16 protein-coding genes are annotated in these 15,503 nt (G+C 67.3%); 11 read left to right on the top strand and 5 right to left on the bottom strand.

What is annotated here, in order from left to right:
* The first annotated feature begins 78 nt into the window (after positions 1–78).
* The 4 genes from EG885_RS04875 to EG885_RS04860 all read left to right on the top strand — a co-directional run bounded on the left by EG885_RS04875 (position 79) and on the right by EG885_RS04860 (position 4,234).
* Complete coding sequence (locus tag EG885_RS04875; RefSeq protein WP_131573364.1) at positions 79–1,236, top strand: ROK family transcriptional regulator; 1,158 nt, start codon at positions 79–81, stop codon at positions 1,234–1,236.
* A gap of 122 nt (positions 1,237–1,358) precedes the next feature.
* A complete protein-coding gene (gene rpsD / locus EG885_RS04870) occupies positions 1,359–1,979 on the top strand; it encodes a 30S ribosomal protein S4 (protein ID WP_131573363.1) in 621 nt (206 codons plus the stop codon).
* Between the two features lie 237 nt (positions 1,980–2,216).
* A complete protein-coding gene (gene hisC / locus EG885_RS04865) occupies positions 2,217–3,308 on the top strand; it encodes a histidinol-phosphate transaminase (protein ID WP_131573362.1) in 1,092 nt (363 codons plus the stop codon).
* Positions 3,305–4,234 (top strand): prephenate/arogenate dehydrogenase family protein, encoded by a 930-nt coding sequence (locus EG885_RS04860; RefSeq protein ID WP_131573361.1) that lies wholly within the window; start codon positions 3,305–3,307, stop codon positions 4,232–4,234. The genes hisC and EG885_RS04860 overlap by 4 nt, the downstream gene beginning before the upstream one ends.
* Before the next feature lie 21 nt (positions 4,235–4,255).
* On the opposite strand, the gene EG885_RS04855 is transcribed toward EG885_RS04860, so the two are convergent.
* Positions 4,256–5,263 carry a DUF2125 domain-containing protein gene (locus EG885_RS04855; protein ID WP_165571039.1) on the bottom strand — a complete coding sequence of 336 codons (1,008 nt, stop codon included), beginning with the start codon at positions 5,261–5,263 and terminating at the stop codon, positions 4,256–4,258.
* Between the two features lie 63 nt (positions 5,264–5,326).
* Here EG885_RS04855 and EG885_RS04850 point away from each other — a divergent pair, with 63 nt between their 5' ends.
* From EG885_RS04850 to EG885_RS04840, 3 genes are all read left to right on the top strand, one after another.
* Positions 5,327–5,872 carry a gamma-glutamylcyclotransferase gene (locus EG885_RS04850; protein WP_131573359.1) on the top strand — a complete coding sequence of 182 codons (546 nt, stop codon included), beginning with the start codon at positions 5,327–5,329 and terminating at the stop codon, positions 5,870–5,872.
* 81 nt (positions 5,873–5,953) lie between these two features.
* Positions 5,954–7,246, top strand: coding sequence for a biopolymer transporter ExbB (locus EG885_RS04845; RefSeq protein ID WP_341352750.1), 1,293 nt, complete (start codon positions 5,954–5,956; stop codon positions 7,244–7,246).
* A gap of 5 nt (positions 7,247–7,251) precedes the next feature.
* The gene (locus tag EG885_RS04840; protein ID WP_131573358.1) at positions 7,252–8,937 is read left to right on the top strand and encodes a peptidoglycan -binding protein; all 1,686 of its coding nucleotides are present in this window, start codon (positions 7,252–7,254) and stop codon (positions 8,935–8,937) included.
* A 10-nt stretch (positions 8,938–8,947) separates the two neighbouring features.
* On the opposite strand, the gene EG885_RS04835 is transcribed toward EG885_RS04840, so the two are convergent.
* The 3 genes from EG885_RS04835 to EG885_RS04825 are packed head-to-tail and all read right to left on the bottom strand — an operon-like array spanning position 8,948 to position 11,049.
* Complete coding sequence (locus EG885_RS04835) at positions 8,948–9,286, bottom strand: SMR family transporter (RefSeq protein ID WP_131573357.1); 339 nt, start codon at positions 9,284–9,286, stop codon at positions 8,948–8,950.
* Positions 9,286–10,302, bottom strand: a complete 1,017-nt coding sequence (locus EG885_RS04830) for a YihY/virulence factor BrkB family protein (RefSeq protein ID WP_131573356.1) — start codon at positions 10,300–10,302, stop codon at positions 9,286–9,288. Before EG885_RS04830 ends, EG885_RS04835 begins: the two co-directional genes overlap by 1 nt.
* Before the next feature lie 39 nt (positions 10,303–10,341).
* Positions 10,342–11,049, bottom strand: a complete 708-nt coding sequence (locus EG885_RS04825; protein ID WP_131573355.1) for a hypothetical protein — start codon at positions 11,047–11,049, stop codon at positions 10,342–10,344.
* A gap of 148 nt (positions 11,050–11,197) precedes the next feature.
* On the opposite strand from EG885_RS04825, the gene purB reads away from it, so the two are divergent.
* The 4 genes from purB (at position 11,198) to gap (ending at position 15,061) form a co-directional block, all read left to right on the top strand.
* Positions 11,198–12,511 (top strand): adenylosuccinate lyase, encoded by a 1,314-nt coding sequence (purB, locus tag EG885_RS04820; RefSeq protein WP_131573354.1) that lies wholly within the window; start codon positions 11,198–11,200, stop codon positions 12,509–12,511.
* 75 nt (positions 12,512–12,586) lie between these two features.
* A complete protein-coding gene (locus EG885_RS04815; protein ID WP_165571038.1) occupies positions 12,587–13,597 on the top strand; it encodes a FliG C-terminal domain-containing protein in 1,011 nt (336 codons plus the stop codon).
* Positions 13,598–13,766: 169 nt separating this feature from the next.
* Complete coding sequence (locus tag EG885_RS22635) at positions 13,767–13,910, top strand: hypothetical protein (protein WP_165571037.1); 144 nt, start codon at positions 13,767–13,769, stop codon at positions 13,908–13,910.
* A 149-nt stretch (positions 13,911–14,059) separates the two neighbouring features.
* On the top strand, positions 14,060–15,061 hold the full coding sequence (gap, locus tag EG885_RS04810) for a type I glyceraldehyde-3-phosphate dehydrogenase (RefSeq protein ID WP_131573352.1): 1,002 nt from the start codon (positions 14,060–14,062) through the stop codon (positions 15,059–15,061).
* 77 nt (positions 15,062–15,138) lie between these two features.
* Here gap and EG885_RS04805 read toward each other — a convergent pair whose 3' ends face one another.
* A complete protein-coding gene (locus EG885_RS04805; protein WP_131573351.1) occupies positions 15,139–15,450 on the bottom strand; it encodes an antibiotic ABC transporter in 312 nt (103 codons plus the stop codon).
* Between the last annotated feature and the right edge of the window lie 53 nt (positions 15,451–15,503).

Below are 15,503 nucleotides of genomic sequence, written 5' to 3'. Positions count from 1 at the left end.
ATTCACAAAGCACCACATAAAGGGACTTGTCAATAAGTCAACTGTATTGATTAATGGCCCTCAGGGAGGACAATCTCGATGCCAGACCACCGAAGCGAGGGGGGTGAATTCACCCCGCCCGGCATGCTCAGCCGGAACGAACGCACGATCCTGTCGCTGATCCGCCGGGGCGGGCCGATGCCGCGTGCGGTGCTGGCGCAACGAATCGGGCTGTCGGCGCAGGCGGTCACCAACCTGACGCGCAAGCTGATGGCGCAGGGCTATCTGGATGCGAACGAGGCGGTGCGCGGCAAGGTCGGCCAGCCCTCGGTCCCGCTGGCTCTGGCGCCGGACGGCGCGTATTTTCTGGGGCTTAAGATCGGGCGGCGGCTGGCCGAACTGGCGCTGGTCGATTTCACCGGACAGGTCCGCATGCACCGCCAGGAGGTGCACAGCCATCCCGACCCCGCCCGCATTCTGGCCTTTGCCCAACAGGGGCTGGAGGCGCTGACCACTTCGCTGAGCGCGGCCCAGCAGGCGCGCATCACCGGGCTGGGCATCGCCGCGCCCTATCGCCTGTGGGACTGGGGGCGGCAGATGCGCGACTGGCTGGATTTCGACCTGCGGCTGGAACTGGCGCGCGATTTGCCCTTTCCGGTCTTTCTGGACAATGACGCCACGACCGCCTGCGGGGCCGAGCTGATCTTTGGCACCACCGCCCTGCCCCGCGATTTCATCCATATCTATGTGGCCCATTTCGCGGGCGGCGGCATCGTGCTGGACGGGGCGCTGCGTCATGGACCGACCCGCAACGCGGGCGCCCTTGGCTCGATGCCCATTCCGGGCAGCGGTGCGGCGGGCGGGCAACTGCTGGACCGCGCCTCGGTCTCGGCGCTGGAACGGCGGATCGGCCATCCCCTTCCCCCCGACGATGCGGGCTGGACCGTCTCGCCCGCCATCGAGGCGGACTGGGTCGAGGAGGCGGGCCGCGCCATGGCCTTTGTCGCGCTGTCGGCGGCGGCGCTGGTCGATCTGCCGATGGTGGTGATCGATGGCGCCGTGCCCGGCCCCACCCGCGCAAGACTGGCCCATGCCACGCGCGAGGCGCTGGCCGCGATGCCCGCTGCAGGCATCGACCGTCCGGTCGTCATCGAAGGCTCGCTTGGCCGCCGGGCGCGGATCCTGGGCGCGGCAGGCCTGCCCCTGTCGCATTTCTTCCAGCCGGACGGGCGACTTGATGCGGGGGATTGGCCTTGACAGCGGACGCCCCCGGCCTGTAGGTGGCCGCTTCATTGGTGTTGGTGGACCCCGCAAGGGGAACCCTGTCAGGCTCCGGCCAGAGGACAACGCCCTTCGCAACGACCTGAAGGAGAACAGCCGTGACCAAACGCACGTCTGCCAAGTACAAACTCGACCGCCGCATGGGCGAGAACATCTGGGGCCGCGCCAAATCGCCGGTCAACCGCCGCGAATACGGCCCCGGCCAGCACGGCCAGCGCCGCAAGAACAAGCTGTCCGATTTCGGCACCCAGCTGCGCGCCAAGCAGAAGCTCAAGGGCCATTACGGCGATCTGACCGAAAAGCAATTCCGCCGCATCTATGCGGAAGCCGAGCGGATCAAGGGCGATACCGGTGAGAACCTGGTCGGCCTGCTGGAGCGTCGTCTGGACGCGGTCATCTATCGCGCCAAGTTCGTCGCGACCATCTGGGCCGCCCGCCAGTTCGTCAACCACGGCCATATCCAGGTCAACGGTCAGCGCGTGAACATCGCGTCCTACCGTGTCAAGGAAGGCGATGTCATCTCGATCCGCGAACGCTCGCGCCAGCTGGCCATCGTGCTGGAAGCCGTGTCGCTGACCGAGCGTGATGTGCCCGACTATATGGAAGTCGACCACAACAAGATGACCGCAACCTTTGTGCGCACGCCGTCCCTGGGCGACATTCCCTATGCAGTGCAGATGGAACCGAACCTGGTCGTCGAATTCTACGCCAAGAACTGATTTCATCGCGACTGCGAGACAGGGGGCCGCATCTTCGGATGCGGCCTTTTTGCGTCCCGCGATGGCCGGGGGCGCTTCGCCCCCGTCGCCGGCTGGTCCTCGGACCAGTGGCGCACCAACCGGCGACCCCCCGAGGATATTTTCGTGAAGAAGAATGTCGCAGGCTTAGGGGTTTTCTTGGGGCTGGCCTTGAGGGCTGGGGGGGATTAGACGGGGGCGGTATCAAGGAGGCCCGTCATGACCCAGACACCCGTGCAGCCCGGCATCATGGAGATCGCGCTCTATGTCAGCGGCGAGAGCCGGCTGGAGGGACATGCCGAGGTGCTGAAGCTGTCCTCGAACGAGAACCCGCTTGGGTCCAGCCCGGCGGCGCAGGCGGCGTTCCGGGCGGCGGCGGGGGATCTGCACCGCTATCCGGCGACCGATCATGCGGGCCTGCGGGCGGCCATCGGCGAGATCTGCGGGCTGGACCCGGACCGGATCATCTGCGGCGTGGGGTCGGACGAGGTGCTGCAATTCGTCGTGCAGGCCTTTGCCGGGCCGGGGGACGAGGTGATCACCACAGAGCACGGCTTTTCCATGTATCCGATTCTGGCGCGGATGGTCGGTGCGGTGCCGGTCACCGTGCCCGAGGCCGAGCGTCGGGTCGATGTCGATGCCATTCTGGCCGCCGTGACGGACCGGACCCGCGTCGTCTTTGTCGCCAATCCGGCCAATCCGACCGGCACCATGCTGGGCGCGGACGACTTGCAGCGGCTGGTGGACGGGCTGCCGCCACAGGTGCTGTTCGTCCATGACGGGGCCTATACCGAATTTGCCGACGGCTTCGACGGCGGCGCGGGACTGGTCGACCGGCATCCCAATGTCATCATGACGCGGACTTTCTCCAAGATCCACGGTCTGGGGGGCCTGCGCATCGGTTGGGGCTATGCCGCGCGCGAGGTGATCGACGTGCTGAACCGCATCCGCCAGCCCTTCAATCTGTCCAACGCGCAGATGGCCGCCGCCGAGGCCGCGATCCGCGACACCGCCTTTACCGCCCGCTGCACGGATCTGAACGCCCGGATGCGTGACCGGATGCGGCAATCGCTGATCCAGATGGGGATCGGCTGCGACGAGAGTTTCGCCAATTTCGTGCTGGCACGGTTCGACAGCCCTGATATCGCCGCCGCCGCCGACGCGGCGCTGCGGGCGGACGGCATTCTGGTGCGGCGCGTCGGCGGCTATGGCCTGCCCGCAGCCTTGCGCATCACCGTGGGCGACGAGGCGGGCGTGACCCGGGTGCTGGATTGTCTGGGCAGCTTCATGGCGTCGGGGGACGCAAGGTGAGCGTGATCTATGACAAGGTGGCGCTGATTGGGCTGGGGCTGATCGCGGGCTCGATGGCCCATGCCATGCGCGAGGGCGGGCTTGCAGGCCACATCACCGGCTTTGCCCGCAGCCCCGAGACCCGCGACACCGCGCGCCAGATCGGGCTGTGCGATCAGGTCTTCGACAGCGCGGCCGAGGCTGTGGCGGGCGCCGATCTGGTCGTGCTGGCCGTCCCCGTGGGCGCGATGGGCGATGTCATGGCCCAGATCGCGCCGCATCTGGCGCCGGGCGCCACGATCACCGATGTCGGATCGGTCAAGCAATCGGTCATCGCCGCCGTCGCGCCTCATGTCCCGCCGGGCGTGCATTTCATCCCCGGTCATCCGCTGGCGGGGACCGAACATTCCGGCCCCCGGTCGGGCTTTGCCAGTCTGTTCCGCAACCGCTGGTGGCTGCTGACGCCGCTGCCCGATGCCGATGCCGATGCCGTGGCGCGGCTGGACCGGCTGATCACCGCGATGGGCGCCAAGACCGACCGGATGGAGGCCGCGCATCACGATCTGGTTCTGGCCGTGACCAGCCATGCACCCCACCTGATCGCCTATACGATGGTGGGGGTGGCCGATCACCTGCGCAGGGTCACGGATGAAGAGGTGATCCAGTATTCCGCCGCAGGCTTTCGCGATTTCACCCGGATCGCGGCCAGCGACCCGACCATGTGGCGCGACGTGTTTTTGCACAATCGCGAGGCGACCCTGGATATCCTTGGCCGCTTCACCGAAGAGCTGTTCGTGCTGCAGCGCGCGATCCGCATGGGCGATGGGCAGCAACTGCATGATTACTTCACCCGCACCCGCGCCATCCGCCGGGGCATCATCGAGGCCGGTCAGGATACCGAGGCCCCCGATTTCGGGCGCAGCCCCGGCGCCCGCCCTCCCGAATGACCGTCCCCCGCCGGGTGACCGTTAAAGCAGCGGCGCTGCGCCGATGCTGACGCCGCCAAGGCTGAGCTGGCCGTCGCGCATGGTGATGGGCAGGCGCAATTCGCCCTCCGCAGGGTCGGGAAAGACCGGGCCGGGCAGGCCCTGATCCATCGGCGCCCGCGACAGCTGCGACAGCCCCGCGCGCAGCAGCATCTGTGCCTGTCCCGGGATCAGCCCCAGCCCCGCCGCCATCGCGATCATCGCATCCGCGTCAGTGGAATAAAGCGCCAGCTGCCCCTCGGCGCGGCCCTGATCGTCGCGCGACAAGCGGCCCACAAGGCGCAGGCCGATATCGCCTGCCTGCAGCGACAGACCCTCGGTCTGCCAGCCGGTCAGGCGCGGCGCGGCCCCGCCGGTGACCGAGGGCGCGTCATCCAGCCAGATCCGCAGCGGCCCGCTGGCACTGACAGGCCCCGGCATCGGGCCGGGATCAAGGCCAAGCCGCACCAGACCATCCGTGCTGAGATCACGCAGCGACAGCGTCAGATCATAGGCGGCGCGGGCGGTGGCGGGGGCGTCGGGGGCCAGATCGACCAGCCGCCCCTGCACCGTCAATCCACCGGCCAGCGGCGCGCCGTCCAGCGTCATGGCGCCAAGCGACAGATCCAGCCGGTCGGGGGCCATATTGCTCAGCGGCGCCAGCGACAGGCTGGCCTGCGGGTCGCTCAGCCCCAGATCCATGATCTGGCCCCCGGCGCTCAGCTGACCCTGTTCGGGCAGGTCCAGCCGGGCGGTCAGGGGCGACAGCGGCGACAGCGACAGCCGCGCCCAGGGCAGGCTGAGGCTGATCGCCGGGTCGCGGAATTGCGGCTCGGTTACGGTGATGCCCAGGGCGCGCGGATCGCGCAGCGGCCGGACAGCCGCCGCCTGCAGGGCCGGGTCAGCGTCGAACAGCGCCGCCACCTGCCGGCTGGCCATGCTTTCCGCGCCCAGCCAGCCCCCTGCCAGCAGCGCCAGCACAAGCCCCGTTCCGATCACCGTTCTGCGCATGGCTGGCCCTTTTGTCCGCGTCGCGCATGTCATAGCCTGTCCGGACAGGCGACGGAACGGACAATGGAACGCATCGATTGGGTCTTCGGCTATGGTTCGCTGATCTGGGATCCGGGGTTTTCCCCGGCCGAGACGGTGCCCGCGCGGCTGTCGGGCTATGCCCGCAGCTTTTGCCTGAAATCGATCCAGCATCGCGGGACCGAGGCGCTGCCCGGGCTGGTGCTGGGGCTGGACCCGCAGGACGGCGCCCTGTGTCAGGGGCTGGCCCTGCGCATCGCACCCGCCGATCATGACCGCGTGCTGGCCGATCTGCGCGCACGCGAACTGGTGACCGATGCCTATCGCGAGGCGATCCTGCCGCTGGCGCTGGATGACGGGCGCCGGGTGCAGGCGCTGGCCTATGTGATGCGGCGCGATCACTGGCAATATGCGGGCGGGTTGCCCGCCGATGAACAGGCCCGCATCATCGCCCGCGCCCATGGCGGGCGCGGGCCGAATGCCGATTATCTGTTCAACACCGCCGCTCATCTGGCGCAGATCGGCATGGCCGACGATCATCTGGATGCCCTGTCGCAGGCTGTCAGGGCGCTGCTGCCGCCGCCGGGCTGAGCGCCGCACCCGGAATGCTTGGCAACCGGGGCGGGCCGCCCTACAGTCGGGCAAAAGCATCGACGGGACGGGGATTTACCGGTGAGCGATCCGACCAATGGCGACCCGCAGCGACCCTCGCGGCAGACACTGACCAACCGGCGCATCTCGGCCACCCGCGATCAGGCGCTGACCGGGGCGGGCAGCCCGCCGCGTTTCTCTCAGCCGGTGCGGCAGATCCTTTTGATGCTGACGGTGCTGGGGCTGGTGCTGGCGGGCGGCTGGTTCGCCTATGGCCGCATCCTGTCGATCTTTGACGCGAACCGCTGGCTGAACGGGCTGATTCTGGGCGTCTTTGCCCTGGGTGTGCTGGCCTGTTTCTGGCAGGTGGCGCAGCTGACCGGTTCGGTCAGCTGGATCGAGCGTTTTGCCGCCCGGCGCAGCAAAGCCGACAAGACCCCCGGTTCGGATGACGCGGCCCCGCGCCTGCTGGCGCCTCTGGCGGCGCTTCTGGGATCGCGCGGGCCTGCCGGGGGGGCGATCAGCGCCAGCTCGGCCAGCTCGATCCTTGATTCGGTGGCGGCCCGCATCGACGAGGCGCGCGATGTCACCCGCTATCTGGCGAACCTGTTGATCTTTCTGGGCCTTCTGGGCACGTTCTATGGGTTGGCCACGACCATTCCGGCGGTCGTCGACACAATCCGCGCGCTGGCCCCGCAGGATGGCGAGACGGGACTGGATGTCTTTGACAAGCTGATGACCGGGCTGGAATCGCAGCTGGGCGGCATGGCCACGGCGTTCTCATCATCGCTGCTGGGGCTGGCGGGGTCGCTGGTCGTGGGCCTGCTGGAGCTGTTCGTGACCCATGGTCAGAACCGTTTCTATCGCGAGTTGGAGGAGTGGATGTCGGGCTTTACCCGGCTCAGCATCGCCTCGGGCGAGGGGGACGGGGTCGATCAGGCGGCGCTGGCGGGGTTTCTGGAACAGATGGCCGGACAGATGGAACGCCTGCAGGCCTATCACATCGAACGCGATGCCATGCGCGACGAGGCCGCGTTGATGGCCGACGAACGCGTGGTCGTCATGGCGCAGGCCATCGACGCGCTGGTCAACGAGGCGCAGGCCGAACGCGACGCCGCCAGCGGCCAGTCCGATCAACTGACCCGCGCCCTGAACCGTCTGGCCGACGGGCAGGCCCATACTGCCCCCGTGGCCCCTGCCCCGCCGCCCGATCTGTCGCGGCTGGAGACGGCGTTGCAGCGCCTGTCGGCCGATCTGACCGAGGGGCGCGACCAGATGCATGCTGAACTGCGCTCTGACATTCTGGTGCTGACCCGCGCGGTGCGGGCGGCGCGGTTTGGCGATCCGGTCGCCGATCCGCGTCACGGGGCGTAAGGCAGATGCGCCTGTCCCGGTCGTCCCAGCAGCGTTTTTCATCGACCATCTGGCCGGGCTTCGTCGATGCGATGACGGCCCTGCTGATGGTGCTGATGTTCGTGCTGACGATCTTTACCGTCGTGCAATCGGTGCTGCGCGAACAGATCACCACGCAGGACGGCACGATCACCGGGCAGGATCAGATCATCTCGCGCCAGCAGCAGCAGCTGGAGGGGCTGGGCCGTCAGGTGGCGGCCCTGGGTCAGGCACTGGACGCCTCGGAGACCCGCGAAACCGCACTGGCCCGCGATCTTGAGACCGAGGCCGAACGCGCCGCCCGGGCCGAGGCCGAGGCCCGCGACCGCGCTGCCCGCATCGCCCGCCTGACCAGCCAGCTGGCGCAGGGCGAGACCGAACTGGACGCCGCCCGCACCCGCCTGACCGATTTCGAGGCCGAGGTCGCGGCCCTGCTGGCCGAGCGTGCGCAGGGGCAGTCACAAGTCGCGGCACTGGAAACCCGGCTGGATCAGGCCGAAACCCGCGCATCGGCGGCCGAACTGGCCATCGCCTCGGCCCGCGCGGAAACCGACGCGGTGGCCGAGGCCGCGCGTCTGGCTGCCGCCCGCCGCGACGCACTGGAGGCGCTGGCCGCCGATCTGCGCGCCCGCGTCGATCAGCAGGACACCGCGCTGGCGCAGGCCCAAAGCCGCCTCGACTCAACCACCGCCCGCCTGACCGAGGCCGAGGAAACCCGTCTGGCCGAAGCCGAGGCCGCCCGCCTGCTGCGCGAGCGCCTGCAAAGCGCGGACGCCGAACTGACCGCCATGACCCTGGCGCTGGAAGAACGCCGCCGCGAGGCCGAGGAAACCCTGACCCTGCTGGCCGCCGCCAATGCCGCCCGCGATCAGGCCGTGGCCGAGGCGGACACCCAACTGACCGAGGCCGAACGCAATGCCGCGCTGCTGGCCGCCGCGCAGGCTCAACTGGCCGAACAGGACGGTCTGGCCGATGACGGGCAGCGCCGGGTCGCGCTGCTGAACGAACAGGTGGCGCAGCTGCGCGCGCAGCTGGGATCGCTGCAGGCCCTGCTGGATGCGGCGGGCGAGGAACAGCAGGATGCCGAACTGCGCGTCTCGGACCTTGGTCAGCAACTGAACGCCGCGCTGGTCCGGACCGCCGAGGAAACCCGCGCCCGCCTTGCGCTGGAGGAAGAGGCCCGGCTGCGCGCCGAGGCCGAGGCACAGGATCTGACCCGCTATCGGTCGGAATTCTTCGGAAGGCTGTCGCAGATCCTGTCGGGGCGCGAGGGCGTGCAGGTGGTGGGCGACCGCTTTGTGTTTCAGTCCGAAGTGCTGTTCGCGCAGGGCGAGGCGACCCTGTCCGATGCCGGGCGAACCCAGATCGCATCGCTGGCGCAGCTGCTCACTGACATCTCGGACGAGATCCCGCCCGAGATCGACTGGATCATCCGCGTGGACGGCCATACCGACGGGCTGCCCTTGTCGGGCGCAGGGCGCTATGCCGACAACTGGGAACTGAGCCAAGGCCGCGCGCTGGCCGTCGTGCGCTATCTGATCGACGATCTGGGCTTTCCGGACAACCGGCTGGCGCCTACCGGCTTTGCCGATACCCGCCCCATCGCGCCCGAGGACACGTCCGACGGCCGCGCCCTGAACCGCCGGATCGAACTGAAGCTGACTGAACGGTAAACCCCGCGCCTCAATGTCCGACGGTGCGTGAAAAGACGTTGATCACCACCACGCCGGTGACGATCAGCCCCAACCCCAGCACGGCGGGCAGATCCAGCCGCTGGCCAAAGACGACCAGTCCGATCATCGCGACCAGCGCGACGCCGCAAGCGCTCCAGATCGCATAGGCGACGCCCAGGGGCAGCACCTTGAGGCTGACCGACAGCAGATAAAAACTGGCCAGATAGCAAACCGCCATCCCCACCGTCGGGGCCAGTCTGGTGAACTGTTCCGATCGCTGCAACAGCGTGGTGCCCAGCACCTCCAGCGCGATCGCAATCCCGAGGGGCAGATAGGGCGAGACGGCCATCAGGATTTCGGCTCTTTCCGTTGCGGACGCTGGTCGGGCAATCCTGCCATATGCTTAAGATGGCGCTCAAGCTCGGAATTGATCTCGGCGCCGATCAGCACGATGGTTGCGTTCAGCCACAGCCATGTCATCAGCGCGATGACGGCCCCGAGCGAGCCGTAGGTCTCGTTGTAATTGCCGAAACTGGCCGCATACCACGAGAACAGGATCGAGATCGTCACCAGCAGCAGCGCCGCCACGACCGCGCCCGGCGAGATCCAGCGCCAGCGCGACTTGGGCGCCGCCGGTCCCCACCGATAGACCGCCGCCAGCGCCGCGATCAGCACCGCCAGCATGATCGGCCAGCGGATGACGCTGACCAGGGTCTCGCCACCCCAACCCATCGGCAGCATCCGCAGCAATGCGGGAATGACGGCGATCACCACCAGCATCAGCGCAATCAGAATCAGACCGCCCAAGGTAAAGCACATCGCCACGATATTCAGGCGGACGAAACTGCGCGTCTCGCGCTGGAAAAAGGCGACGTTCAGGGCCGATAGCAGCGCCTTCATCCCGCCATTGGCCGACCAGAAGGCCATCAGCAACGCCATGACCCCTGCCAACGACAAGGCCCCGGTGGGGGCCGAGGCGATCGAGGTGACCTGCGTCGCGATGATCTCGAACGCACTGTCGGGAAGCAGGGCCTGCAGCATCTGCAGATGCGACTGGATGGTCATCGGATCGGCCATCAGCCCGTACAGCGACACAAAGGCCGTGATCGCCGGAAACAGCGACAGAAGACCAAAGAACGTGATCCCCCCCGCGACCGACGTGACCCGATCATCGCCGATCTGCGTCATCAGCGCCTTGCCGACCGTCAGCCAGTCACGGCGATGCATGTCGCGCAGGCCGGGCACCGGACCCGCAGGACCGGCATCGGTCGCACCGCCATCAGGCGCGCTCAGCCCGAACCTCTGTCGCGTCTGGTCGTCCAAGGGATCGAGAAGCGCCCCGAGGACGCCGGTTTTCTGCTGCATTCCCGGCCTTTCATGGTCGGTCAAGGATCAGGCCCGATATCAGGGCCGGGTGCGGTCATCGTCGCGCATCGGGCGCGCGGGATCCGTCGTGCGCGACCCCGGCTGCGGACCGGGTGCGCCGTTCAGGATTGCGCGCAGCTGGTCGGCAGCGGCGACGAAATCGCCCACGATGCTGGTCGCCTGATGCGAGACGCCGCGGAACGACTGAAACGCGCCGACCAGCGATTGGGCGACGCCGTTCAGCCCCTGCGACAGATCGGTCGCGGTGCGGGTCAGATCCTTGGCGATGTTGCCGCCCCGGCCGCGACCGGCCTTGGCGCGCACCTGCGCTGCATAGCGGCTGTCGTCGCGGGCCTGCGCGCGGACGCGGCGACGCACGGCCTCGCGCTCTTCCTCGTCCAGATCGGCAAAGCGCGGCGCAACGGGGCGCGGGCCATCGCGATAGGGGGAATGATGGGGCCGTTCGGGGGCGCGGTCATCGCCGCTCAGCGCGCGCACCGCCAGCGAGGTCGCCGCAGCGATCCCCGCCATGCCCAAGGCGACACCGCCCCAGACCACGATCTTGGCGGTCGTCGACGGCTCTCTTCCCTCAAGCCCAACCCGACGCGCAGCCTTGCCGGCATCCATCCTGCGATGAACAGAGGCGGCGGTCTTATGCCCCTCGGGGACCGGGCGCGGGCCAAAGCGGGTCTGGCTGGTGCGGTCGGCGTCGGTCAGCGGGGGTTGGGCATCATGGGGACGGCGCATGGGATTCTCCGATCGGATGTCAGGTCTTGTTGGCACCCAAACCCGCCGCCCGTGCGGAATGTTCCGCCCCAAAGCCACGTGGATGCATGAAAACTTGCCCCCGGCCCCCGGTCCCGCTATGCCCGCGCCAACCGCAAAGGAGCCCCCGATGATCCCGCGTTACAGCCGCCCCGACATGGTCGCCATCTGGTCACCCGAAACGAAATTCCGCATCTGGTACGAGATCGAGGCCCATGCCTGCGACGCGCAGGCCGATCTGGGCGTGATCCCGCGCGAAAATGCCGAGGCCCTCTGGCGCGCCAAGGACGTGCAGTTCGACGTCGCCCGCATCGACGAGATCGAGGCCGTGACCAAGCATGACGTCATCGCCTTTCTGACCCATCTGGCCGAACATGTGGGTGCCGATCAGGCGCGCTTCGTGCATCAGGGCATGACCAGCAGCGATGTGCTGGATACGACGCTGAACGTGCAGCTGGTGCGCGCCAGCGATCTGCTGCTGGCGGGCATGGACCGCGTGCTGGCGGCGCTGAAGACGCGCGCCTTCGAACACAAGGACACCGTCCGCATCGGTCGCAGCCATGGCATCCATGCGGAACCGACCACGATGGGCCTGACCTTCGCCCGCTTCTACGCCGAAATGGCGCGCGGCCGTGCCCGTCTGGAACGCGCCCGCGACGAGATCGCCACCGGCGCGATTTCCGGCGCCGTCGGCACCTTCGCCAATATCGACCCGGCGGTCGAGGAACATGTCTGCGCCAAGCTGGGCCTGCGCCCCGAACCGATCAGCACGCAGGTCATCCCCCGCGACCGCCATGCGATGTTCTTCGCCACGCTTGGCGTGATCGCCAGCAGCATCGAAAACATCGCCATCGAGATCCGCCACATGCAGCGCACCGAGGTGCTGGAGGCCGAGGAATTCTTCAGCCCCGGCCAGAAGGGCAGCTCGGCCATGCCGCATAAGCGCAACCCGGTCCTGTCGGAAAACCTGACCGGCCTTGCCCGTCTGGTGCGCATGTCCGTGGTTCCCGCGATGGAGAATGTCGCCCTGTGGCATGAACGCGACATCAGCCATTCCTCGGTCGAACGCGCGATCGCGCCCGACACCACGATTACGCTGGATTTCGCGCTGCACCGTCTGGCGGGGCTGGTCGAAAAGCTGGTGATCTATCCCGAAACGATGCTGGCCAACATGAACAAGTTCAAGGGTCTGGTCATGTCGCAGCGGGTGCTGCTGGCCCTGACGCAGGCGGGTGTGTCGCGCGAGGACAGCTATCGTCTGGTTCAGCGCAACGCCATGAAAGTCTGGGAAAAAGGCGCCGATTTCAAGACCGAGCTGTTGGCCGACCCCGAGGTGACCGCTGCCCTGTCCCCCGCCGAGATCGAAGAGAAATTCGATCTGGGCTATCACACCAAACATGTCGACACGATCTTTGCGCGGGTTTTCGACGCGACGCCGCTTTAAGGGCGCGCGCGTCAATCCGATCTTAGGATTTGCCATGGCAAGATGCCCCCTGAACGCATGCGACGGGGGCAAGCTATGACCGGCCAGATCGGACTGAGCCAAAGGCAAAAGGCGGCGGTGATCGTCCGCGTCTTGCTGGATGACAAGGAAATGGGCGGGCTGGACCAGCTGGACAGCGACAGCCAGACCCTGCTGGCGCAGGAAATGGTCGGGATGGAGGTGATCGACCTGCAGACCCGCGACGCGGTGATCACCGAATTCTGCGACCGTCTGGAATCGGTGGGCGTCACCTTTCCGGGAAATCTGGACGGCACGCTGGCCTTGCTGGGCAAGCGGTTGTCCGATGTCAGCTCGGACCGGCTGCGCCAGCGCGCCGCGATCACCGGTCAGGCCGACCCCTGGCCGCGGCTGTGCATCCTGCCCCATGACGCGCTGATCAAGCTGGCCAATTCGGAATCGGTGGAACTGGTCGCGCTAATGATGTCCAAGCTGCCGGTCGAGGCGGCCTCGGCGGTGTTCGTGGCCCTGCCCCGCGACCGGGCGCGGGTGGTGGCGCAGGCGATGTCGATGACCTCGGGCGTGACGCCTCCGGCGCTGAAACGCGTGGGGCTGGTGCTGCTGCAGGCGGCAGAGACGCAGCCGAAACCGGCGATCGCCATTCCCGCCGCCGACCGGATGGGGGCGATCCTGAACTTTGCCACCGCCGATCTGCGCGACGATGTGCTGGGCATGCTGGACGAACGCGACGCGGAATTTGCCGCCGGAGTGCGCAAGGCAATCTTCATCTTTGCCCATATCCCCACCCGTCTTGAACCGCGCGACGTGCCCCGCCTGACGCGCGAGGTGGACCAGGCGACCCTGGTGCGCGCCCTTGCCGCCCCGCAAGAGGCCGATTCGGCGGCTGCCGATTTCATCCTGTCGAACCTGTCACAACGCATGGCCGAAACGCTGCGCGAGGCGCGCGAGGCTTTGGGAAATCCCCGCCCCAAGGATATCGAGGATTCCATGACCGAGGTGGTCGCCGCCATCCGCCGGTTGGAGGAAACCAACCAGCTGATCCTGAAGCTGCCGCAGGACGACGCCTGACCTCCTGTCCGTTCAGAGGCCCCGGGCGACAGGGTTCGCTGACCAGAGCGCCGCGCCTGTGCGGCAAGCTGCGGGGCGGGCCGGTTGGTCGGTCCGGGGCCGGCGGCAGGGGCGGACGGGCTTGCCCCCGCCGCCGCACCGCGCGATACAGCACCGACCGGAGGCGCCGATGACCAACCAGATCGCCATTGCCCTGCTGCTGCTGATTTTTGCGGTGTTCGCCATCGACCAGATCTGGCTGGGCGGGGGACTGCCCCTGCAGGCCGCCAAGACGATGGCCGCCTTTATCGAATATGTCAGCTTCTGGCGGTAGGCGTTCCGGGGCTGGCCGTTCCCGGGGGTGCCCTTTGCGACCGGGACGGGCCTCTGCCCCGTTAGCGCTGGACAGCCTTTCCGCGTTTGCATCAGGCCTGTCGCCACGCTAGACAACCCCCAACCATTACCTGTTCAAGAGGGATACCCATGGCAGTCAAGGTCGCCATCAACGGCTTCGGCCGGATCGGTCGCAACGTCCTGCGCGCAATCATCGAATCGGGCCGCACCGATATCGAGGTCGTTGCCATCAACGATCTGGGCCCGGTCGAGACCAACGCCCATCTGCTGCGCTATGACAGCGTGCATGGCCGCTTTCCGGCGAAGGTCACGGTGGACGGATCGTCCATCGACGTGGGTCGCGGTCCGATCGCGGTGACCGCCATCCGCAATCCCGCCGAACTGCCCTGGGGCCATGTCGATGTGATCATGGAATGCACGGGCCTGTTCACCTCCAAGGACAAGGTGCAGGCGCATCTGTCCACCGGGGCCAAGCGTGTGCTGATCTCGGCGCCGGGCGAGGATGCCGACAAGACCATCGTGTTCGGCGTCAACCATGACACGCTGACCAAGGACGATCTGGTCGTGTCCAATGCCAGCTGCACGACGAACTGCCTGTCGCCGGTGGCCAAGGTTCTGAACGATACGATCGGCATCGATCGCGGCTTCATGACCACGATCCACAGCTATACCGGCGATCAGCCGACGCTGGACACGATGCACAAGGATCTGTACCGCGCCCGCGCCGCAGCGCTGTCGATGATCCCGACCTCGACCGGGGCGGCCAAGGCCGTGGGTCTGGTGCTGCCGGAACTCAAGGGCAAGCTGGACGGCGTCGCCATCCGCGTGCCGACCCCCAACGTGTCGGTCGTCGATCTGGTGTTCGAAGCCAGCCGCGACACCTCGGTCGCCGAGATCAACGCGGCCATCAAGGCCGCCGCCGACGGTCCGCTGAAAGGCGTGCTGGGCTATACCGAGGAATCGCTGGTCTCGTCGGATTTCAACCACGATCCGCATTCCTCGATCTTCCACATGGACCAGACCAAGGTCATGGAGGGCCGGATGGTCCGCATCCTGACCTGGTACGACAATGAATGGGGGTTCTCGAACCGCATGTCGGACACGGCTGTCGCCATGGGCAAGCTGATCTGATTTCGCCCAAACGGACGACGATAAAGGGCCCCCGCATCCGGGGGCCCTTTTGCATGTTCGATCATCGCGGTGACGGGTTATTTCACCACGGTCAGCCTGCGGGAATTGGCACGGGTGCGACGACCATAGGGGCGCATGCCCGCCGACAGCATCCGTTCGGTGCTGTGGCCGCGCATCCCGGCGCTGGCCATGGCATAAAGCGCCTCGGACGCGGCGGCCTGCTTTTCGGCTATCATCAGGAAGGGCTCGCCAGGGGCCTGGGTCATCAGGCCCATCATTCCCGCCATGCGCAGACCGATCACCATCTGCGCCTCGATCGCGATGCGGGCGAACTGGCTGACCAGTCGGATCTGCGCGGCAGGCGGAATCATCGGGTTCATCGGAGTCATGGGAAAGCCTGCTTTCTGGCAACAGCACGGTCTTCGTGCGTCATGGCCCAGAA

Origin of the sequence: Paracoccus nototheniae (assembly GCF_004335005.1) — a bacterium.
Taxonomy (GTDB): Bacteria; Pseudomonadota; Alphaproteobacteria; order Rhodobacterales; family Rhodobacteraceae; genus Paracoccus; species Paracoccus nototheniae.
The sequence above is the reverse complement of the archived record's forward strand: the minus strand, read 5'-3'. Positions and strand labels throughout refer to the sequence as shown.